A 20,923-nucleotide genomic window follows, 5' to 3' on the forward strand; every position below is an offset into this window, starting at 1 on the left:
CAAAAGTGTGGGCTGTGTCACCACAAGGCGTGGGGTGTCTGTTGTTCGACGGCCTGGCCGAATGGCGCCGTCGTTGCGGATCCGGTGTGGATGCCATGCGGCTCGCGACCACAACATGTTGTGGTCGCCGCCGGGTTACGCTCCTAGATGATGTGTTACATCAATGTCGTTTGTGAGGAGGTCTTGGAGTAGGCTCGGGCGCATCGGCGACGCCGACGGGGGCCTTATGGGCCCGGGACGGCGTCGCTTCTTCAAAGAAGAGAACCAAGCATCGCAGTGGAGGCCATCGTGTCCGACAGCACCCAGACCCCGTCCGCCGCTCATCTGGCAGCCGCTCATCCCGAGCTTGTTGCCCGGGGTTCTGCTGACTCCGCTGTCGCCCACGGTTCGCGACCGCAGATCGACGCCGTCTCCACCATCACCGAGTACCTGGACCGCTCCGACTGGCGCGTGAACGCCAACGCCAACCAGGGCTACTCCCTGGGCGGGATGATCCTGAACACCTCCGGCAAGGTGATCGCCAACTACTGGCTCAGCCAGATCTACCCGCAGGTGGCCGGCGATGCCCACAGGGAAGGCGATATCCACATCCACGACCTGGACATGTTCGCCGGCTACTGCGCCGGCTGGTCGCTGAAGAACCTGCTCCAGCAGGGATTCAACGGCGTGCCCGGCAAGATCGCCTCCGGCCCCGCCAAGCACTTCTCCTCCGCCGTCGGCCAGATCGTCAACTTCCTGGGCACGCTGCAGAACGAGTGGGCCGGCGCGCAGGCCTTCTCCTCCTTCGACACCTACATGGCCCCCTTCGTCCGCCTGGACAACATGAGCTATGACGAGGTCCTCCAGTGCATGCAGGAGCTCATCTTCAACCTCAACGTCCCCTCCCGCTGGGGCACCCAGACGCCCTTCACCAACCTCACCTTCGACTGGACCTGCCCGGCCGACCTGGCCGACGAGCACCCGCTGATCGGCGACGAGCTGTGCGACTTCACCTACGGCGACCTCGCCGCGGAGATGGGCATGATCAACCGCGCCTTCATGGAGGTCATGACCACCGGCGACGCCGACGGCCGCGTCTTCACCTTCCCGATCCCCACCTACAACATCACCAAGGACTTCGACTGGGACAGCCCCAACGCCGATCGGCTGTTCACCATGACCGCGAAGTACGGCCTGCCCTACTTCCAGAACTTCATCAACTCCGAACTCGACCCCGGCATGATCCGCTCCATGTGCTGCCGCCTCCAGCTCGACCTGCGCGAGCTGCTCAAGCGCGGCAACGGCCTGTTCGGCTCGGCCGAGCAGACCGGCTCCGTCGGCGTCGTCACCGTGAACATGGCCCGCCTGGGCTACCTGCACGCCGGCGACGAGGAGTCCCTGGTGGCCGCCCTGGACCGCCTCATCGACATTGCCTCGCAGACCCTGGAGCTCAAGCGCACCGTCATCCAGCACCACATCGACACCGGCCTGTTCCCCTTCACCAAGCGCTGGCTCGGCACGCTGGACAACCACTTCTCCACCATCGGCGTCAACGGCATGAACGAGATGGTCCGCAACTTCACCCGCGATGCTTACGACCTGACCGACCCGCGCGGCCACGCCATGTGCGTGCGCATCCTCGACCACGTCCGCGGACGCATGGTCGAGATCCAGGAGGCCACCGGCCACCTGTACAACCTGGAGGCCACCCCCGCCGAGGGCACCACCTACCGCTTCGCCAAGGAGGACCGCAAGCGCTACCCCGACATCCTCCAGGCCGGCACCGACTCCAACCCGTACTACACCAACTCCTCCCAGCTGCCCGTCGGCTACACCGACGACCCCTTCGAGGCGCAGGAGATGCAGGAGGAGCTGCAGACCAAGTACACCGGCGGCACGGTGCTGCACCTGTACATGAATGAGCACATCTCCTCCGCGCAGGCCTGCAAGGAGCTGGTGCGCCGCTCACTGACGGCCTTCCGCACGCCCTACATCACCATCACCCCGACCTTCTCGATCTGCCCGACCCACGGCTACCTGGCCGGTGAGCACTTCACCTGCCCCAAGTGCGCCGAGCTGCATCCCGACGCCGAGCCGGTCGAGTGCGAGGTGTGGACCCGCGTCATGGGCTACTTCCGCCCCGTGAAGTCCTTCAACATCGGCAAGAAGGGCGAGTACATGGAGCGGCAGATGTTCACCGAGGCGGCCGCCGGCGCCCACGGCACCACCACCTCGCGCCTGACCGCCATCAGCGCCTGAGGGCCGGGTCTCCAACGGAGCAAGAGGGGTAGGTGGCGGACTGGATCGTTGAGTTGACTCCTCGCGCCGAGAACTCGCTGCGCCGGCTCGATCGCGGCGTTCAGGCGCGTGTGGTCGGCAAGCTGCGGGAGATCCAGGCAGCTGACGATCCGCGGAGCTTCCTGAAGCCGATGACCGGCCCGCTTAAGGGACAATTCCGGCTCCGGGTCGGGGATTACCGGGTGATCATCGACGTCCAGGATGAGCGTTGCGTGATCCTCGCCATCGATGTCGGTCATCGCTCCACGGTCTATCGGTGAGAGATCGCCGGGCCTGTTCGCGACTTGGCCGCAGAGGCGCCGGGGCGTCTGCCGTTTCAGCGGTGGGGCCTCGGCGCTCGGTCTAGGGAGCCCTGAGTTCCTCGCCATGTGGGCTGGGAGACGGCCGGTTCGTCATGTGAAGACGGTAGACCTGGGCTCCTCGCCATATGGTCTGGGCTTGTCGGAAGCGAAGGTCGGCTCCTATGCTGTAAACATGTCTACAGCAGTTCTGAGCGTACGACTGCCGGAGGAGCTCAAGCGTCGGCTCGATGACCTGGGGTCTCGGACCGGACGCCCGGCGACGTTCTATGTGCGTGAGGCCATTGAGTCCTACATCGATGACTTGGAGTACGCGTACACGCTGAAGGCCGAAGCGGAGGCGGCCAGGCGCGGTGAGATCAGGACGCGCCGCCTCGATGAGATCGCAGCGAGCCTCGGACTCGATGACTGAGACTCTCAAGAAGGGCGTCGCGCACCGCCCCGCCGACGACCTGCAGATCGCCGGACTCGTGCCCATGTCCACCGTCGACTGGCCCGACCGCCTGGTCGCGACCGTCTTCATGCAGGGCTGCCCCTGGAACTGCTTCTACTGCCACAACCAGGACCTCATCCCCACGCGCACACCCGGCGCGGTCGCCTGGGACGAGGTCCGCTCCCTGCTCGCCCGCCGCCGCGGTCTGCTCGACGGCGTCGTCCTCACCGGCGGGGAGGCGCTGCGCCAGGATGCCCTCGCCGACGCCGCCGCCGAGGTCAAGGAAATGGGCTTCCAGGTGGGCCTGCACACCGCCGGCCCCTACCCGGGCCGCCTGCGCGACCTGATGCAGCGCGGGCTGGTCGACTGGGTCGGCCTCGACATCAAGGCGCTGCCCGAGCACTACGACGCCGTGGTCGGCCGCCCCAACTCCGCCGCCAAGGCCTGGGAGTGCCTGCAGGTGCTGGTAGATGCGGCCGCCGGCGGCAAGGGGGTCGACTTCGAGGTGCGCACCACCGTGATCCCCGGGGACGTCACCGCCGCCGACGCCGTTGAGGTCGCCCGCCGCGTGCACGACGCCGGCGCCCGCGTCTACGCCCTCCAGCAGGCCCGCGGCGCGGGCACGACCGGCAACTTCGCCGTGTCCGCGCCCGGCTGGGATGCCGAGTGCGAGCGCATGGCCGCCCAGATCGAGGCCCTCGGTTGGGACCGCTTCACCTACCGCCCCGCCTGACTACCGCCCCGCCTGACCCCGTCCTGACACCCGCCTCCTGACAGCTCATTTCCTGACACCCCGCCGTCCCCCTCATCCGCCGAGTTCGGTCGAAGTAACCATCGAGTTCGGTCGAAGTAACCGTCGAGTTCGGTCGAAATAACCATCGAGTTCGGTCGCAACAACCGGGCTCTCCCAGTTTGGGGTGTGGTGGTGTTGGACCCGGCTAGCGCGGTTGCTTCGGACGTCGTTGCGCTCGCGGTAAACGGTCGAGGAGCTGTAGGGCACTGGCGTGGTCGGGAGCTAGCCCGGCTGGGCCGCAGCCGGTTCATCGGCCAGGACGTCCAAGCTGACCGGGCCGAGCCCCTGGGGAAGGCGGCGGCTCACAGCGAGGGGACGAGTCCGTTGAGGTTGTTCAGAACATGCACGACGGACGGGAACAGCACATTTTTGCGCATCCACGCGAACAGGATACCGAATGCGATGCCGAAACAGGTGTGAGGAATGATCCCCACCCATTCGGACAGGCTGAATGAGCTCATGTGCAGCATTCCGAAAAGTATGCTGGACGCGACAATTCCCACCCAGGTTCGAGTGTGCTTGGCGACAGCAGACAGCAGGAACTGGCGGAAGAACATTTCCTCTACGATCGGCCCCACGACTGCCAGTGCGCCAATGATCATCCAAGGCGGGTAGGCGTCGATGGCGGAGGAGATGTTGGTGTCATTGGTGAGTTGCTCCCCCGCATTGGGCAGTGAAGCGGCGAGCCAATCGGATATCAATGTGCCCAGGTGTACCAGTATGTTTGCCCCAATCAGCCCTATCGCCAGCGCTCCGACCGACCGCAGGCCGCCCGAAACCAATTGACGCACCTGTGCAACCAGCTCGCGGTGCCATCCTGCCACGGCCAGAATGAACATTGATGGATAGGCGACCATGGTCAGGGTGAGGCCGCTGCCCTCCGGCACGAACGGCAGGTCCACCGGGAGCAGGAATACGATGGCGTATGCGACTATGAACAGCAGCTTGATGGTCATGGTGATCTTGTCTGTGACGTTAGATCTGCCGTCGTTGTGCGTGCTGCCGTTGATCTCTGCGGCCGCGGTTGAGCTGGTGGTTGAAGTGGTGGACTCAGCTGATGGGCGGCTTGGTTCCATTGCGTCTCCTCTCGGTCCGGCTTCGCGTGGTCCGGAATCTTTGTGACTCGATGTCGGCTGCCTGCTCGATGTGCTGCCCCGACCCGTGCCCCGAGCGGACAAAATGATTTCGCGGAGCGAATCGGGCGTGCTAGGTGGCCAGAATGTGGCCACAAGTCTGATGTGCGATAGCAGTGGCGGAATCCGCCTGCGGTAGGACCGTCTCGCTCTGTCGTCATACCTGGGTCGTACATTCCCGGTTCGATTGCCGATGTTGGCGCTCTAGATACACTGTGGCGGTGTCGCAACTGCCTGTAACGTCCGTTTCTGTTCCGTGCCGGCATTCGCGCGGAGGCCGCGCGGCGGCGGCCTGCGCCCTGCTGTTCCTGGTCGCCTCCTTGGCGGCCACCGCCGACTCTGGAGAACCCGGTCCGGCGGTGCGCATGGTGGCGTGGGCCGTGCTGGTCGGTCTGACCGCCTTGGCCTGGTGGCTGCGGCGCCGCGACCGCGCGACATTTGAGCGGGCACTAACCCGGGAGGCGGCTGCCCGTGCGGTCGCCGAGGATCGGCTGGAAATCGCTCGCGACCTGCACGACGCGGTCTCAGGCGCCCTCGGGGCGATCATGGTTCGGGCCGCTGTCGCCCAACGCCTGGAACACGAGCCGCAGGACCTGCGCGTCGCATTGCAAGAGGTGGAACAGGCGTCGCGTGAGGCGACCGCTGGGCTGTTGCGCATGTTGCGTGTTTTGCATGGTGAGGATTCCCCGGGCGAATCCACCTCCGCCCCGCTGCCCGCAGGCGCGGATCGCGAGGGCACCAATGCCGGAATCGCGCCGCGAAGTAGCTGCAGTCGCACTGCGGCCACGGCGTGGGCACGGGCATGACTGGAGAAATCGGCGTGCTGGTGGCCGAGGACCAGCGCCTGCTGCGGGCCTCGCTGGTGGCGCTGATCGATACCGAGCCAGACATGGCCATACTGGGCCAGGCGGCCGACGGGGAACGCGCCGTCGTCGAGGCCGCGCGGCTGCGCCCCGACGTAGTACTCATGGACATCCGCATGCCGGCGCTCTCCGGTATAGAGGCTACGGCCCGTATCTGCGCCGACCCGCAGCTGGCACGCACGCGCGTGCTCATGCTGAGCATGTATGAATTCGACGAGTACCTTCTGGGCGCCCTGCGCGCCGGCGCCTCCGGATTCCTCCTGAAGGATGCCGACCCGAGCACACTCGTCGACGCGGTGCGCACCGTCCATTCCGGACAATCGTTGTTAGGCCCAAGCCTGATGGCCCGGCTGCTTGATCACTGCCTGCCCGCTGCGACCTCCTCGACTGCGCGCTTGGAGACCCTGACCTCGCGGCAACGCGAAGTGCTCACGCTGATCGCCCGCGGAATGTCGAACACCGAGATCGAGGCGGAACTTGGGATCACCCGCGCCACCCGTCGCAGTCACGTCACCGCCCTGCTGTCGCGACTGGGCGCCCGAGACCGGGCGCAACTGGTGATCGCCGCCTACGAGTCCGGGCTGGTGCGGGCCGCGAAGCAGCCGTAGCTGTCATGGAATGCAGCACTTTCGAGCGTCGATCGTTCTCGGTGGAGAGTCGAACCGCATGATTCCGCGTCTGCTGCCTCCGATGTGGGTTTGGCGTGGCGGGAAAGTGCTGCATTCTGTGCCACTTTCGACGCAGTTGCCCGCCGCGCCATCGGCTTCGTCTTCCAGGACTTCAACCTGCTGTCATCCCTGACCGCCGCCGAGAATGTCGCCTTCCCCCTGTAGCTCGAGGGCTGGCCGGCCCGGCGCGCCACCGCGACGACTGACAGCCTAAATCTCCTCCTAACACCGCCCGCATCAAGGCCGGTCGAAGTCACCTGCCTGGGTCAGTTGCACTTTTGTGCCCAGGTAGGCGCAGAGGAGGTCACAGGCGACAACTCTCCATTACTCGCTTGCCCGTGTGCCCGACTGGGACCTGCCCACAGCAACCAGGAGGTGTTTCCTAGCGTCGCTCCCGGAACACGGCCCGCCGCTGCACCAGGTAACTGGCGGTGTACAGCACGCCGTCACCGAGCAGCTTGGCCAGTCCCAGGGGAATCCCCAGCCCCGTCAGTATCCGCAGCAGCACGTAGCTGGCGGCGAGCAGCACCAGCGCGAGAGCCAGATACCGCACCGCCGTGCGGCATATGGTGCCGGGTGCCGCATGGAATACCCGCCGATTCATCACGAAGTTCACGGTTCCGGACACCAGCCGCGCCCCTACCACGCTCGCCAGCAGGTTGCCGGTCAGCACATACAGCACCACCACCCCGACCCAGTCGATGCCGAAGCACACCAGGCTAGCCCCGAGGAAACCCAGCATTGGCGCATAGACACGCGCCGAGTCCTGCAGCGGCCGGAAGTGACTGGATACGTTGCCCGGCTCGTACACCGTGGCGATCTCCACTTCTTCCACTTCCATGCCGAGCTCGTGGGCGCGCAGCAGCACACTCAGCTCGTACTCGTAGCGGTCCCCGGGCACATCCGCCAGCCAGGCGGTATTCCCGGCCGGGTAACCGCGCAGACCCGTCTGGGTGTCGCTCAGGCGCCAGCCCGTGCTCAGTCGGAAGGTCAACGCCGTCACCGTATTGCCGATCCGGCTGCGCAGCGGCACCGGCTTGGTGAAGCGGCGCACGCCCAGCGTCATCCGGCCAGTGGTGTGCACGCGCCGCGCCACCGCCGCGATATCGCTGGGCTGGTGCTGCCCGTCGGCGTCGGCGCACACCACGTCCGCCTGCGGCCACAGCGCGGCCGCCTGCGCCAGCCCGGCACGCAGCGCCACCCCCTTGCCGCGGTTGGAGTCGTATCCGACCACATCCGCCCCGCGCGCGCTCGCCTCCCGGAACACCTGTGCGTACTGCGGTCCCGAGCCGTCGTCGACGACGAGCACCCGGCATCCGGGCAGTTCCCGCACCAGGTCGCTTACCAGCCGCGGCAGGCGCGCGTCGGGCTGATAGGCGGGGATGACTACGACCACGCCGACTCGTGAGGGGCGTACGGGCGCCGACCTCGCCCGCCTGTCCGGGATCGGCGCCGACAGGCCGCTGCGAATGCTTTCCTCCGCCTGGACCGGTTCCGCCGTGCGGCCCGGTGCGCCGTAGACGGCGGACGGCCGGGGCGTTGCCGCCGCCCGCGGGCGGTGATGCGGGAAGGAATCGGTGCTGGGTTTGATCGTGCTCATCTCAGGCCCCCTGTGCGATGTAGAGGATGTCGGAGGTTTCCCGCTCGCCGCCGTTGGATGGCCGATTGACCACCTGTCCGTTGAACCAGAGCGTGGAGGAGCCGCCACCGTCGAGGTTGTAGGCGCTCTCGCAGCCGAGGTCCGCCATGATCTGCGCCAGCTCGGTCATCGTGACGCCGCGCGAGTAGCCCTTACTGCGCCCGTCGACGACGACGAACAGGTAGTGTCCGTCCGCGACGGCGCCCAGCGCCGTGCGCGGCTGGGTGCCCTGGATGGAGTGGTTGCCGACGTTGGTGTCCACCTCGACGGCGTCGATGCCGGCCAGCACGGCGCGGCCACTTACCAGCGCCGGCCCGAAGGACAGGGTGTTCCACACGCCCGCTGCGAGCAGCGTCTCGGCGTTGGTGCTGGTCTCGTCGTACACCTCGACGCGGCCGTCGGCGTAGAAGGCGATGCCGTCGCGCACACCGTCGTCCCGGTAGATGACGCCGTTGCGGATCAGGATGCCGTCGGTGCGGAAGCCGTAGTAGTCGCCGTTGATCGCCAGCACGGCGCCGTGCTCGGTGGCCATCGCGGAGGGCAGGGCGGTGATGTTGGTGCCGTAGGCGTTGTTGGCGAAGGCGCTGCGCAGGGCGGTGGCGTCGGAGACCCGGACGTCGGCGACGTAGTAGGTGACCGCGTCATCCCCTGAGCCGGTGGAGACCTGCTTGACGTCGATCGAGGTCAGCGAGGAGGTGTAGGAGTCGGTGGTGACTGTTACGTCGGTGGCCTCGCCGGCTGAGCTGGTGGACAGCATTGAGGAGTTGGCTGCCTCATAGGCGGCCACGTCGTCGACCTCCACGTGTTCGATGACGAACCGGTTCAGTGCCCAGGCGGCCGTGCTGGCGACGCCGGCCCCCAGCAGGGTGCCGCCGCCCAGGAGGAGGCGTCGCCGGGAGTGACGTCGGGGCGCCGCGGGTTGGCGGGCCGGCTGTGCTGTGGGTCGTGCCGCGGGTTGGCGGGCCGGCTGTGCTGTGGGTCGTGCCGCGGGTTGGCGGGCTGGCCGTCCCGTGGCCTCGCATGAGGGCGCCCCTGGGTGCGAAGTCCGGGCCGCGGTCAGCTGATCCGGCGGTGCCGAGCCCGTACGGCCGGTCTCCCGGGAGGAGCCATGGGCTGCACTGGATTCAGGGATAGAAGCATTGGACATGTTCCCAACCAAAGCGGGTGACGGTGTGCGTCGCCCGTAACGCGGGTGTGGGGCCCCTGTGAATCCAGTGGCTGCCTGTGAGATCCTCGCGTTGCCTTAAGACGGGCAACGTCGCCGATCCCGGCTGCATGCAGGGTCAACCGTGTTACGTCTTGGTGGGTGCGGGGTGGTGCTCACCGAGCTTGCTCTACTGCTGTTCGGAGATGTCCAGGCGGTAGCCGACGTTGCGGACCGTGCCGATCAGGTGGTCGTACTCGGTGCCGAGTTTGGCGCGCAGGCGACGCACATGCACGTCAACGGTGCGCGAGCCGCCGATGTAGTCCTCGCCCCACACTTCATCCAGCAGTGCCTGCCGGGTAAGCACCCTCCCCTGGTTCAGGGCTAGCGCCTTGAGCAGCTCGAATTCCTTGTAGGTCAGGTCCAGCAGGGTGCCGCGGATACGGGCGGTGTAGGCGGTGGTGTCAATGACCAGGTCGCCGGCCTCAATACGGTCTTCGGGGATCGTCTCCGATTCGGGTGCGCGCACATGCACCAGCCGCAGCCGCGCGCCCAACTCGGCCGGTGTGGCCTGGGACATGACGAAGTCCGCCGCGCCCCAATCGGGCTGGACGACGGCAGCGCCGCCGTCTTGCAGCACCAGGATGATTGGCCCGCAGTCCATCGGTCCGGACAGCAACTGGCATAGGGCGCGGGCACGCATCAGGTCGCTGCGGGCGTCGACCATCACCACATCCGCCCCGCCAACGGCGGCATAGGAGGCCGGGATCGGTTTCAGGCACTCTACCTGGCAGTCGATGAAGGAGATGGCGGGGACGACGGCGGTGGCGTCGTCCTCTCGGGTGAACATGATGACGCGCACGGCTGCCGCCTCCTTCCGGTCCCGGCAGGGGTGTGAGCCTCAGTGAACCACATTTGTATTTGCGAGGGGATTACACGACCGGGCACGAGCCAGTACATGTGCAGCCCGCGGGTGTGGGACGATGCGACCGTGAACACCCAGGACGTGCCAGGTATGGCAGACCCCGGCAGCTTCGGGACGCGGCGCGGCGCAAACCGCCCCATTGAGGTGGGGTTGGTTGATCCGGCCTGGACCCGGTTGGCGGTGGCCGGCGTCGTTCCCGTGCTCCTGGCCGCCTCCGCGGCGATGCCGCCGTGGGTGCGGCTGATCGTCGTGGTTCTGCTGGTGCCCCTGACCGGACAGGGGTGGCCGGCGCTCGTGCGCACGCGGCACGACCAGGGGTCCACCGCGGTGATCACCCTGACCGGCCTGTGCGCGGCGGTGCTGGTGGCGGTCACCAACGACTTCGGCATGGCCGGGGTGGTCATGGCCTTCAGCGTGCCGGCAGCCTTCCTCGCCCAGATGGTCCGCAGGGACGGCCGCAAGCACCTGGTGGAGGATCTGTCCTCCACCGTCACCGGTAACCTGGTCATGATCTCCGGCGCTGGCTGGTGCGCTCTGCGCACCGGAATCGCCGATCCCGCCATCATTGTGCCCTGCACGCTGGCCCTGTTCACCGGCGCCCTGCTGACCACCTTGAACGTGCGTGCCACCGTGCTAGAGGTGCTCACCGCCACTGTTCCGGCACTGGTGGCGGGGGCTGTGGGCGGTGTGCTGGCCTCGGTCGGTTTCTTCGGCACCGGGCATGTGGGCCTGGAGCCGGCGTTGCAGTCGGCCGCCGCCTGCCTGGTGGTCGGTTTCGTTGCGGGAGTGCTCATGGCGGTGGCCAACCGGGTGTTGTGGACTCATCGGTGGGTGCCTGGCGGCCGGGCCGCGGTGGCCAGCGCGATTGTGCCGATCCTGTCCCTGGGTGCCCCGGTGTACGCCATCGCCCGGCTCATGGGCGGTTTCATCGCGGGCTGAGGCTGGAGCCGTGGTGTTCATTGCCGGCTGACGGGGTGCCTCCGCGTTCATCGCGGGCTGACGCCGGCGCCGTGGCGCCGGCCGCGCCCCGGCCGTACCCTGCACCCATGGCGTTCACGATTCCCGACGACCTTGCCCCCGAGCTGTACCCACTGGCCTGGCTGGTAGGTACCTGGCGCGGCTACGGCATCCTCACCTACGGGGAGACCGTGCCGGAGCAGGCCGTCTATCAAGAGATGACCTTCGACCACGATGGCGGCCCCTACCTGCGGCAGACCAGCACCATCTGGACCGTGGACGCCACCCGCAGCCAGGACCTCGACTTCGAAATGCCCGGGCTGGAGGGCGCCGCGCGCCTGACCCCCGCGCAGATTTGGTCCACCGAAACCACCTTCTGGCGGCCCGTCGGCCAGGAGGCGCCTGCCGATGACGGCGGAGGGCGCGGCAGCCACGCTGCCGCTTCCGGTCCTGCCTCGAAGACCCCGATTACTTCCCTGGAGCTGGTCTCCGCCGACCCCGCCGGGCATGTCGGCGTGTGGGAGGGTTGGATCCAGGGCCCGCGTGCCCAGGTCGGCACCCAGGCGGTGGGCCGCACCCGCACCGCTGCCTCCGTAACGGAGATGAGTCGCATGTTCGGACTTGTGGGCGGGGAGCTCATGTGGACCCAGGACATGGCTGCCTTCGGTGAGGAGGAGTCGAAGTCCTACGCTTCCGGGCGCCTGGGCCGGGTGGAGTCCGAGGACGACACCGACCCCGGCGCGGCCCTGCGCGAGGCCATCGCCGCCGACGAGGCGACGCGCGTCGCAGCCGAGGCGGCGACGGCCGGGGAGTCCTCCCTGGAGCAAGATGCACTGTCGCTGACCGATGCCGCGGGCACCGCGGATACCTCCGCGTCTGGACGGGGCGAGTCGGTTACGGCCTCGACGGAGGCTGACTAATGCGTTCCAGTGCCTTGCTGGCGTGCCCCGACGCTGTCGCCAACCCCGCCGGCGACCTGGACGCCGCCGTGCCCGCCCGCTACGACGACCCATTGCGCGAGCAGAACGCATTGGCTGCCGGCCTGGCCGCCACCGTCCTGGCCCGGGAGGTCGTCGCCGTGACCGGCCCCGACCGGCTCAGCTGGCTGACCTCCCTGACCAGCCAAGATCTGACTCGCCTGACGCCCGGCGATGGCGGCGCGGAGGCGCTGCTGCTGGACGCCCAGGGGCATGTCGCCCACGCCCTGGCCTGCGTCGACGTTGGCGATACCCTGCTGCTGGTCACCGAGGCCGGCCGTGGGCGGGCACTGGCCGAGTTCCTTAACTCCATGCGCTTCATGCTGCGCGTGGAGGTGAGTGTGCGTGAGGACGTGGCCGTGCTGGGTGCGCTCGGTGAGGGTGGCGCCGCCCTGGAGGAGGCCGCCCGGGAGGTTGGTGCCCATGTGGCGACCTGGCGCGACCCCTGGCCGGGTGTGGTCGAGGGCGGCACCAGCTATGACGTGGGCGTGGAGCGGAAGCACCCCGGCGCGGGCTACCGGGCCACCTGGGTGCTGGTGGACGCCGATGCGGTTGGGGATGTAGTGCAGACCTTCCTGACCGACGCCGATGGGGGCGGCGGATCCAGCGGCGACGTCGACACCGCCAGTGCCTTCGACTTCGGCGCCTCCTCGGGAGCGCCTGGTGTTCTCGGACGAACCAGGCGGAGCCTGGCCGGGTCGCTGGCCTGGGAGGCGCTGCGCGTGGAGGCTGGGCGGCCGCGGTGGGGACGCGAGGTGGATGCGCGCACGATCCCGCACGAGCTGGACTGGCTGCGCACCGCCGTGCACTTGAACAAGGGCTGCTACCCGGGACAGGAGACCGTTGCCCGTACCCTCAACCTGGGCCGTCCGCCGCGGCGGCTGACCGTGCTCCAGCTCGACGGATTCACCGGCCGGATGCCGGCGCCGGGGGCGGTTGTGTGCCTGGGGGAGCGGGCTGTTGGCGCCGTGACCTCTGTGGTCCGGCACGTCGACTACGGCCCCATGGCGCTGGCGCTGCTGCGCCGGGGCGTGCCCGCGGATGCGCCGCTGACCGTGGAGATCACCGACGCGGATGACCCCGACGCGAATCCGGAGGAGGCCGTGGCTGCGGCGGCCGGGGCCGCGGGAGTCGATGGTGCGGCTGCAGCGTCTGGTGGCCCCGGCTCGGGGGAACCGGCCGACGCTCCGGAAGTGACGGACTCTGGGGTTTCAGCGGAGCGGGCTGAACCCGTGGTTGTTGCGCGGGTGGACGCCGCCCAGGAGCCCCTGGTCTCTCCCGAGGGCCGAGCCCAGGCGAGCCCCTCCGAGCGCCCCGGCGCCGGCCTGCGTGGCGTCTCCGTATCCCCTCGCCGAGTTCGGTCGAAATAACCACCGAGGTCGGTAGCTATAACCACCGAGGTCGGTCAAAGTGACGGCCAGGGCCTGCTGCGCTGACCGCCTCGTGTTTTTTCGCCGCGGTCGGTCGATGTAGTAACAGTCGTGCGAAGGGGGCGTGCTCGTCGTTCTCACAGGCGGATCGCGCGTAATACGTGCCGCACGCTTAAGCCTGTGGCGGGAATTCTGTCAATCCGGGATTTCCGTTGAGATGATGCGGAATTGCAGGAAGTGGCTGGGGCCGACAGGATCCGCTTGAAGTGCTCCCATGTGCGCCGGAGACCTCGCCGCACGCAGGAGCTCTCCTGGTGGTCTGCACCCGGCGTGGGAACCCGCAGAATCATGCGGTTTGTGGTCGGCGGTTGATTTGTTAAGCGTGCGCCGAGTCGGATGACATATGACGCGTGCCGATGCTCAACTTGGCGACTGCGCGCTCAGCTCGTTCGACCGCTCTTCCGGCTTGCGGGCGGGGTGGGCGTGGGTGTCGCCGGCCTGGTGACTCGGGTGCTGGTGGGTGGTGTGTGCCTGGGCGCTCCCGCCGTGGGGAGGAATGTCCGAGTTCAGCACAATGGCCGTTGGCGACCGCTGGCACCTTTGCGGAAACCGCATGATTCCAATGTTCTGCCCACAGCTGCTGGCGGCTTCGGAGTCGTTTGTGCCGATCCTGGACACTTTGGGCCGCCGCGCACGGGAACGAGCACCAACGGACGGTCGCCGCGGGCGGACAGACCCCCTACCCCACGCGCCCGACGCCACCCCGGAATACAACACCAGGAGGGTTATTCATGGGGGCGATCAGCCGCCTCGGAATTCCTATGCTTTCCGCACGATTGCACGGAAAAGTCATGATTGTATGGTAGTGTCGCCAATGCTGTGAATAACCCTCCAGGTCCGGGGATCTGGCTTGGGTCTTCCCTGGGGCTTGTGGCCCGGCGCCCGGTGCGCTGACCGACGGCGGTGACGCCGGCCGGGCTCGGCGCCCGTACCCTTCCCGGGCCCCTGCTTGGACCGCGAATCTGCGGTTATACCGTCTGATAGTGCGTCTGGGGCGGTCCAAGTGCAGCCCGGGCGGCCAAGCAGACACGGACCAGTCGACCGAACCGCAAGCAGCCACGCACCCCGGACACCACGCCAACCCCCGCCCCGACACCAGCAAACCGGAAGACCCGGCTGACGTCGCCTGCGGTGCCCGCCATGACTTGGCGTTGTGGTCCTTGTGGGAATGCTGTCCCTGTGGGAGGGTGAACTCATGAGCGAGCGCAGCCGCTGGATCGTGCCCATCGCCCTAGGGGCAGCTGGTGTCGCCTATGTGAATGGACGCCTGCGCCCGCGCGGCGATGCTGCTGAGCCCCTGCCCGGGGACGAGCTCCTGCCCGACGCCGAGATCGTTGAGACGCATGAGACGGTGTTGCAGGCGCCCGTGGCTGACGTATGGCCCTGGCTGGTCCAGATGGGCTACGGGCGTGGCGGTTTCTACTCCTTCGATGCGCTGTGTCAGCTCGTCGGTGTGGGCATCTCCAGCACTGATGCGATCAACCCCTCGTGGCAGAACCTGACGGAGGGTGACTCGGTGGACCTGGCGGAGGATATCTCCCTCGGCGTCGCCCGCCTGGAGCCGGAGCGCTGCCTCATCCTGTCCAGCGAGGGTGGAAGCGCCCCCGTGGGCAATGAGATGGAATTCGACTTCACGTGGGCGTTCGTCCTCACCTCGACGGGACTGCATTCCTGCCGCCTTACGGTGCGCGAGCGATACGTGCCCCAAACGCCGGCCGCCCGACGAATGCTGCGGACTATACGTCCGGTCGCGCGGCTCATGACGCACGGCATGCTTCACGGCCTGCGACGTCGTACCCGGGGCTGAGGGCGAGGAGCGACGGCGATCATCGGTGCGTCGACTCAGATGACATCCCGGCGCAGTCCGGCGCGCAGCCGGGCGACGGCGTGTCGGGTGGTCGCCAGGCCTACGCCCGCCCAGGTGAGTGCCACTAGCAGGTCGCGGGCCAACAGCGCGCCGATGCCGTCGGCTCCTGTATCGAGGGTGCTCACCGTGCCGCTCATGGGCGCGAGGGCAGCGAGCACACGCAGCCATGCCGGACACAGCGACAGCGGCACAATCACGCCGGTCAGCAGCGGCAAGAACGTGGAGACGATGGTCGCTCCCAGGTAGGGGTCGGGCAGGTCGACGCCGATGCCTGCCGCGCCGACCCCCAGCAGTAGTCCGCAGACGACGGCGACAGGCGCCAGGGCCACGACCCGCCCCAGCATGGCTACATCTTGGGCGGCAGAGAGAGCGAACACCGCGCCGATGGCGGCTGCCCCGGTGAGCAGGGCCAACAGCGCGGGCACGGCCGCGACCGCGAACCAGTAGGCCAGGTCCAGACGGCGACGCGTGTGCACCTCCTGGAAGACGCCCAGGTTGCGGTCGGCGGCAACGGTGCCTACAACCCCAGCGCATACGGAACTCGCCAGGGCCACCAGCGCGGCGGCGTAGCCGGTGCGCACCAGGTCGGGGGCTGACAGATCCGCGCCCAGCAGGACGTCGTAGGCGATGTTCAGCAGCGGCAGCACCAGCAGCGTCACCACGGCCGTGCCCACGGTGGCGAAGGCCGTCGACGACGCCCACGTCACGCGCACCCCCGAGGCCAGGCGCCGGATGAACAACCCCATCAGATCACCTCCAGGGTCCCGGCGCGCGTGGCCATTCGCAGCGCCCGTCGCCCCAGAAAGGCGGCGAGGCTCAGCCAGGCGGCCACGCACACGCACCAGCCGGCCACATCCACGGCGTCGACGGCGCGCCCCAGCAGCAGGTCAAAGGGCATGGATAGGGGCAGGAAACGGCTGAACCCGGCTAGCCAGGACGGCGGCGCGGTGGAGGTGAACAGGATCCCCGAGGCGATGAACACCGGCACCAGCAGCAGTTCCTCATAGGCAATCGCGTTGGGTGTGAGCACAAACAGCGCCGCGATCACGAAGCTCAGCGCCAGACAGCCCGCCAGCAGCAGGAGTGCAGCCAAGACCATGCGGCCTGCCCCCATCCAACCGGGGACGGTGAAGTCCACCGACCAGGACGCCACCGCCCACGTGCACCATGCCACCGGTAACGCCGCCAGCCCGAAGGAGGCCGCGGCGCAGACGACGGCCGCCAGCAAGCGTAGGGCCCCGATCGGTGCCGTCACCAGGTGCGCCAGGGTGCCTTTGAACCGTTCGAATCCAATGATGCCGGCGGCACAGGTGGTGGTGGTCCACATGCCGATCACGCCGCCGCGCACCCACCCCTGGGTGGGGGTGATCCCGCCCCAGGCGCGGGCGGCGAGGAACTGCACCAGCGTGGTGGCGATGGTGGTGAAGACCATTAGCTGGATGAAGTAGGGGACGGACACGAACTGGCGGACGTGGAAGACCGTCATGCGCAGCTGCCGGATCATCGCGTGAGCCTGTCCGCCAGGGCCAGGTAGGCCTCCTCCAGCGACGCCGGTCGAGTCACCAGATCCGTGGGCGCCTCCGCCCCGATCTCGGTGAGAGCAGTCGCCAGGGCTGCGGCGCGGGCCTCCCGGTCTGCACCCGAGTCGCCCGCGGCCCAGTAGACGGTCACCGCCCACCGGCTCGAGGCGGGGCGCTGCACGACGACGGCGCCGGCCCCCAAACGCTCCTGCAGCCGGGCGGCGCCGTCGGCCAGGTGGGCCGGCAGGGTGAAGCCGCTGGTCATGACGATACCGGCGTGGGTGGCGACGTCGTGGACCGTCCCGCGGGTGACGATCCGACCCGCCCCGATCACGCTGATCGTGTCGGCGAGCTCCTCCACCTCCGGCATGGAGTGGGAGGTCAGCAGCACCCCGGTGCCGTCTGCGGCCAGTTCTCGTATCAGGTCGCGCACCTGGAGGGCGACGTCGGGGTCCAGGCCGGTGGTCGGCTCATCCAGCAGGAGTAGCGGGGGAGAACCGAGCAGGGCGCGCGCCAGGTGCAGGCGCTGCAACATGCCGCGGGAGAACGCGCTGGCCTTGCGGGTGGCCACGTCGGCCAGGCCCATGCGCTCCAGCGCGCTATCCACGGCTTGCCTGCGCCGGTGCCGGTCCAGCCCCTGCAGGTCGGCGAAAAACAACAGGTTGTCTCGGGCGGTGGCGCGCGGGTAGAAGCCGAGTTCCCCGCCGAGCACCAGGCCCAGGCGGGCGCGTGCCGCCTCGGGGCGACGCACGGCGTCGACGCCGTCGACTCGGATCTGGCCGGCGGTGGGGGCCAGCAGGGTGGCGCACATGCGCACGGTTGTGGTCTTACCCGCCCCATTGGGACCCAGTAGGGCGTGCACCTGGCCTGGGGCGACGCTCAGGGAGAGGTCGTCGACGGCGATGAAGCCGTCCTTGCCGAAGGTGCGCCGCAGCCCGGAGGCTGCCAGAACAGGGGCGTTACCGGCAGTTAGCGTTGGTGGCACACGGCAACTATGGCATGGGTCGAGCCTTCGTTGAACCAGGAGGCCACGGTGCCTACCTTTCTGGATCGGATCGGTTTACGGTTATTCATGCATCGTGGGCCGTCCGAGACGAATCGTCGCCGGGGCGTATTCCCGCCCCGGCGCGCTTTCGCCCAAGGGGGATGACGCTCGCGGCGTCGCGAGGCGGAGGCTACAGTTGAGGGGTGGAGATTCTGGGACTCGTCGCCTACTACCTGGCGCTGGCCGTCGGCTTGATCTGGCGGCTTGCGCAGCTCGCCGCCGTGGGCCTGGGCGTCTGGGCGCTTTTCGACGCGCTGACCCGCGACTCCTCCCACTTCATTGCCGCCGGCAAGCGCACCAAGGGCTTCTGGCTCGGTGTCAATGCTGTGAGCATCGCTGTGCTCGTGTTGATGGGGTCCAACTCCATGCTGGGCCTGCTGGGCGTGGTCGCCAGTGCCGTCTACCTGGCCGATGTCCGCCCCGCACTGCGGTACTACTCGCCGGTGCGGGTGCGTTCCTCCATCCGTTTCCCCGGAAGCGGCAACGGCCGTGGCGGTCTCGGGGGCGGTCGGGGCCCGCGCGACTGGACTCCCGGCCGCTGATGCGCGCCGTTCTTCAGCGCGTGCGCCGGGCGGCCGTGCGGGTCGACGGCGAGGTGGTCGGTTCGATAGACCGGCCCGGGTTACTCGCCCTGGTGGGGGTCACTCATGACGACGGCGCCGCGCAGGTGGCCACGGTTGCCCGCAAGATCGCCGAGCTGCGGCTCTTCGACGGTCCCGGCGACGACGGCGGGGCCGCGGGACGGGAGGTGTCGGTGTCCGACCTGGGGGCGCCGGTGCTGGTCATCTCTCAGTTCACCCTGTACGCCGACGTGCGCAAGGGGCGGCGTCCCTCCTGGAACGGTGCGGCCCCGGGGGCGGTGGCCGAACCCCTGGTGGAGGCGGTGGTCGCCGAGCTGCGCGGCCGCGGCCTGGAGGTGTCCACGGGCAGCTTCGGCGCTCATATGGATATCGACGCCGAACTGGACGGTCCCGTGACGATCCTGGTGGAGGCATGAGCCAGCAGGCGCAGTGGCTGCGGTTGCTGCTGCCGCCGTCGGTTGCCGTCGTCGAAACGAGGCAGGAGCGGCCTTATCCCCTCTATCCGCAGGAGCAGGCCTTCATCGCTGGCGCCGTTGCCGGCAGGATCCGGGAGTTCACCACAGTCCGCTGGTGTGCCGACCGGGCTCTGCATGACATCGGCCATCGGCGTCCTGCACAGGTACCGGGTCCGGCGGGGGAACCATCGTGGCCCCCGGGGGTGGTGGGCTCAATGACGCACTGCCGGGGCTACCGTGCCGCGGCTGTGGCGATGGCATCTGACCTGGACTCGATTGGGATCGATGCGGAGCCCGATGCGGCCCTGCCTGCGGGTGTGTTGGAGCATGTCGCCTCGGCGAGGGAGAAGCACCTGTGCGAGCGCCTCGCGTCCTGGAGTCCCGGAGTGTCCTTCGACCGGCTCCTGTTCAGCATCAAGGAGTGCGTGTTCAAGGCCTGGTTCCCCTGTGAAGGGACCTGGCTGGACTTCGAGGACGCTGAGGTCACCATCAGCTGTGACGGTCGGTTCACGGTCTGTGTGCGCAGAAGCGGCAACGGTCTGGGGCCGCTGAGCGGGCGGTGGCTGGCCGAGCGCGGCCTGCTGGTCGCAGCGCTGGCGGTTCCATCGGGCGACTGGGAGCGTGCTCGGGCTGGGCAGGATCGGTGACACGGGAGTCTCCACGAGTCCTAGTCTGTAGGTGTCCTATAAACTAGGGGTGAAGATATTGTGAAAGTCACATACTATAGAACGTCGTTTTACAAGCTCGGCCCTCAGTGGTAGCCTGGATTCGCAGCGATAAGAATAGCTGCAGCGCTTCCTCGGTGGTCGCGTAGTCATTGCTTGCAGAGTGGCGACGCCGTGCGCTTCTTTATTTTCTCTGAGAGGTTAGTTCATGGCGAGTGCTGCAGATCTTGTGATTGGCTGCGGCCCTGTGGGTCGGTCTGTTGTCCGCGTTCTCACTACCCGAGGGCAGGCTGTTACCGCAGCCTCGAGGAATCGGCCCCATGGTTTCTCTGACGACTGGGTCCGTCTGGATGCCAACAATGCGAGCGCCGTCGCCCGGGTCGCAGCGGGCGCGGAGCGCGTCTATCTGTGCGCCGCCCCTCCGATGGTGCGGTGGGCGTCGGAGTTCGAGCCCCTCGTCAGTGCGGTGCTTGCGGGGCTCAAGGAGGGAACGACGCTGGTGTTTGCGGGGAACCTGTACCCCTACGGCGATCAGGGCATCGTCATCTCCGAGTCCTCCCGGGAGCTGGCGCGAGGCCCGAAGGGCAGGCTCAGGGCCCGGCTGGATCAGATGGTTCTGTCCAGTCGAGGACTCTCGACGGCCGTGGTACGGTCGTCGTCCTTCTACGGCCCCGGTGTTGGGACATCGAGAGCGGGGCGGGCGGAGATCGAGGCGATGATGGCCGGTAAGCCGGTTCCCGCCCTCGGGTCGCCGGACGAGCTCCACTCCATGACCTATATCGATGACTTCGGACGAGCGCTTGTCAATGTCGCGCACGACCGTAGTTCGCATGGTCGGGTGTGGCTTGCGCCGGTTCAGCCGGCCATGTCGCAGCGCGAGCTTCTCACTGCGATCGGTTCCGGGCCCGGGGTCAAGCCAAAGTTCCGTGTCGCCAACAGCTTCATGCTCGCAGCTTTTGGTCTGGTGAGTCCGACGATGCGATCGCTTCGGGAGACCTACTACATCCATGCGAAGCCCTTCCTCGTTGATTCGTCCCAGTACACCGAGCACTTCGGTGACGCGGCCACGAGCCTTGAGGACTCGGTTGCTCAGACCTTGGGGGCGCTGGGCTGAGCTGCTGTTGACTCCGCTCGGCGGGCCCTGTCTCTTCCAGGTCGCCGGCGGCGCCTCCTGGCGCTGAGGGTTGGTCAGGGCTCGCAGGCGACCCGAAGGGGTGGGCTTCCTTCTCCGGTCGCCGTCCGGACTCTGAAT

General features: G+C 67.9%; 22 protein-coding genes. 14 read left to right on the forward strand and 8 right to left on the reverse strand.

Translation table 11 applies throughout. The features are described 5' to 3' along the window. Positions 1-288: 288 nt before the first annotated feature. From CWT10_RS01790 to CWT10_RS01805, 4 genes are all read left to right on the forward strand, one after another. Entirely contained in the window at positions 289-2,238 is a 1,950-nt protein-coding gene (locus CWT10_RS01790) for a ribonucleoside triphosphate reductase (RefSeq protein ID WP_103063778.1), read from the forward strand. A gap of 32 nt (positions 2,239-2,270) precedes the next feature. Further along, positions 2,271-2,537 (forward strand): type II toxin-antitoxin system RelE family toxin, encoded by a 267-nt coding sequence (locus tag CWT10_RS01795; RefSeq protein ID WP_103063730.1) that lies wholly within the window; start codon positions 2,271-2,273, stop codon positions 2,535-2,537. A 214-nt stretch (positions 2,538-2,751) separates the two neighbouring features. Then, a complete protein-coding gene (relB, locus tag CWT10_RS01800) occupies positions 2,752-2,988 on the forward strand; it encodes a type II toxin-antitoxin system RelB family antitoxin (protein ID WP_103063729.1) in 237 nt (78 codons plus the stop codon). Beyond that, entirely contained in the window at positions 2,981-3,742 is a 762-nt protein-coding gene (locus tag CWT10_RS01805; RefSeq protein WP_103063728.1) for an anaerobic ribonucleoside-triphosphate reductase activating protein, read from the forward strand. The genes relB and CWT10_RS01805 overlap by 8 nt, the downstream gene beginning before the upstream one ends. A 362-nt stretch (positions 3,743-4,104) precedes the next feature. Here CWT10_RS01805 and CWT10_RS01810 read toward each other — a convergent pair whose 3' ends face one another. Beyond that, positions 4,105-4,758, reverse strand: coding sequence for a CPBP family intramembrane glutamic endopeptidase (locus CWT10_RS01810; RefSeq protein WP_158247678.1), 654 nt, complete (start codon positions 4,756-4,758; stop codon positions 4,105-4,107). Between the two features lie 398 nt (positions 4,759-5,156). On the opposite strand from CWT10_RS01810, the gene CWT10_RS01815 reads away from it, so the two are divergent. Both CWT10_RS01815 and CWT10_RS01820 read left to right on the forward strand, forming a co-directional pair. Then, entirely contained in the window at positions 5,157-5,741 is a 585-nt protein-coding gene (locus CWT10_RS01815; protein WP_233188247.1) for a histidine kinase, read from the forward strand. Continuing rightward, positions 5,738-6,406 (forward strand): response regulator transcription factor, encoded by a 669-nt coding sequence (locus CWT10_RS01820; protein WP_103063776.1) that lies wholly within the window; start codon positions 5,738-5,740, stop codon positions 6,404-6,406. The genes CWT10_RS01815 and CWT10_RS01820 overlap by 4 nt, the downstream gene beginning before the upstream one ends. On the opposite strand, the gene CWT10_RS17855 is transcribed toward CWT10_RS01820, so the two are convergent. From CWT10_RS17855 to CWT10_RS01840, 4 genes are all read right to left on the reverse strand, one after another. Continuing rightward, entirely contained in the window at positions 6,367-6,723 is a 357-nt protein-coding gene (locus CWT10_RS17855; RefSeq protein ID WP_416171716.1) for a hypothetical protein, read from the reverse strand. The two genes, CWT10_RS01820 and CWT10_RS17855, sit on opposite strands and share 40 nt — an antisense overlap. Before the next feature lie 125 nt (positions 6,724-6,848). Then, entirely contained in the window at positions 6,849-8,066 is a 1,218-nt protein-coding gene (locus CWT10_RS01830) for a bifunctional glycosyltransferase family 2/GtrA family protein (RefSeq protein WP_103063726.1), read from the reverse strand. Between the two features lies 1 nt (position 8,067). Next, positions 8,068-9,252, reverse strand: coding sequence for a phosphodiester glycosidase family protein (locus tag CWT10_RS01835; protein WP_103063725.1), 1,185 nt, complete (start codon positions 9,250-9,252; stop codon positions 8,068-8,070). Between the two features lie 187 nt (positions 9,253-9,439). Then, positions 9,440-10,111: a winged helix-turn-helix transcriptional regulator gene (locus tag CWT10_RS01840; RefSeq protein ID WP_103063724.1), complete on the reverse strand. Its 672-nt coding sequence runs from the start codon at positions 10,109-10,111 to the stop codon at positions 9,440-9,442. Between the two features lie 129 nt (positions 10,112-10,240). Between CWT10_RS01840 and CWT10_RS01845 the strand changes: the two genes are divergently transcribed. The 4 genes from CWT10_RS01845 (at position 10,241) to CWT10_RS01860 (ending at position 15,345) form a co-directional block, all read left to right on the forward strand. Continuing rightward, complete coding sequence (locus CWT10_RS01845; protein WP_332881196.1) at positions 10,241-11,113, forward strand: tellurium resistance protein TerC; 873 nt, start codon at positions 10,241-10,243, stop codon at positions 11,111-11,113. 107 nt (positions 11,114-11,220) lie between these two features. Continuing rightward, complete coding sequence (locus CWT10_RS01850) at positions 11,221-12,051, forward strand: heme-binding beta-barrel domain-containing protein (RefSeq protein WP_103063722.1); 831 nt, start codon at positions 11,221-11,223, stop codon at positions 12,049-12,051. Beyond that, the gene (ygfZ, locus tag CWT10_RS01855) at positions 12,051-13,478 is read left to right on the forward strand and encodes a CAF17-like 4Fe-4S cluster assembly/insertion protein YgfZ (RefSeq protein WP_103063721.1); all 1,428 of its coding nucleotides are present in this window, start codon (positions 12,051-12,053) and stop codon (positions 13,476-13,478) included. Before CWT10_RS01850 ends, ygfZ begins: the two co-directional genes overlap by 1 nt. A gap of 1,255 nt (positions 13,479-14,733) precedes the next feature. Beyond that, positions 14,734-15,345 carry a hypothetical protein gene (locus tag CWT10_RS01860; protein WP_128683228.1) on the forward strand — a complete coding sequence of 204 codons (612 nt, stop codon included), beginning with the start codon at positions 14,734-14,736 and terminating at the stop codon, positions 15,343-15,345. Between the two features lie 35 nt (positions 15,346-15,380). On the opposite strand, the gene CWT10_RS01865 is transcribed toward CWT10_RS01860, so the two are convergent. From CWT10_RS01865 to CWT10_RS01875, 3 genes are read right to left on the reverse strand one after another with little or no spacing between them, the layout of a single operon-like run. Further along, positions 15,381-16,151: an ABC transporter gene (locus CWT10_RS01865; protein WP_103063719.1), complete on the reverse strand. Its 771-nt coding sequence runs from the start codon at positions 16,149-16,151 to the stop codon at positions 15,381-15,383. Continuing rightward, positions 16,151-16,909: an ABC transporter permease gene (locus CWT10_RS01870; protein WP_168190748.1), complete on the reverse strand. Its 759-nt coding sequence runs from the start codon at positions 16,907-16,909 to the stop codon at positions 16,151-16,153. Before CWT10_RS01870 ends, CWT10_RS01865 begins: the two co-directional genes overlap by 1 nt. Continuing rightward, the gene (locus CWT10_RS01875) at positions 16,906-17,910 is read right to left on the reverse strand and encodes an ABC transporter ATP-binding protein (RefSeq protein WP_233188246.1); all 1,005 of its coding nucleotides are present in this window, start codon (positions 17,908-17,910) and stop codon (positions 16,906-16,908) included. The genes CWT10_RS01870 and CWT10_RS01875 overlap by 4 nt, the downstream gene beginning before the upstream one ends. 203 nt (positions 17,911-18,113) lie before the next feature. Here CWT10_RS01875 and CWT10_RS01880 point away from each other — a divergent pair, with 203 nt between their 5' ends. The 4 genes from CWT10_RS01880 to CWT10_RS01895 all read left to right on the forward strand — a co-directional run bounded on the left by CWT10_RS01880 (position 18,114) and on the right by CWT10_RS01895 (position 20,785). After that, positions 18,114-18,512, forward strand: a complete 399-nt coding sequence (locus CWT10_RS01880) for a DUF2516 family protein (protein ID WP_103063718.1) — start codon at positions 18,114-18,116, stop codon at positions 18,510-18,512. Next, positions 18,512-18,967 carry a D-aminoacyl-tRNA deacylase gene (gene dtd, locus CWT10_RS01885; RefSeq protein ID WP_103063717.1) on the forward strand — a complete coding sequence of 152 codons (456 nt, stop codon included), beginning with the start codon at positions 18,512-18,514 and terminating at the stop codon, positions 18,965-18,967. Before CWT10_RS01880 ends, dtd begins: the two co-directional genes overlap by 1 nt. Beyond that, complete coding sequence (locus tag CWT10_RS01890) at positions 18,964-19,653, forward strand: 4'-phosphopantetheinyl transferase family protein (RefSeq protein WP_103063716.1); 690 nt, start codon at positions 18,964-18,966, stop codon at positions 19,651-19,653. The genes dtd and CWT10_RS01890 overlap by 4 nt, the downstream gene beginning before the upstream one ends. Positions 19,654-19,879: 226 nt before the next feature. Further along, positions 19,880-20,785: an NAD-dependent epimerase/dehydratase family protein gene (locus tag CWT10_RS01895; protein WP_103063715.1), complete on the forward strand. Its 906-nt coding sequence runs from the start codon at positions 19,880-19,882 to the stop codon at positions 20,783-20,785. The last annotated feature ends 138 nt before the right edge of the window (positions 20,786-20,923 follow it).

Source organism: Actinomyces qiguomingii, from assembly GCF_004102025.1.
GTDB classification, from domain to species: Bacteria; Actinomycetota; Actinomycetes; order Actinomycetales; family Actinomycetaceae; genus Actinomyces; species Actinomyces qiguomingii.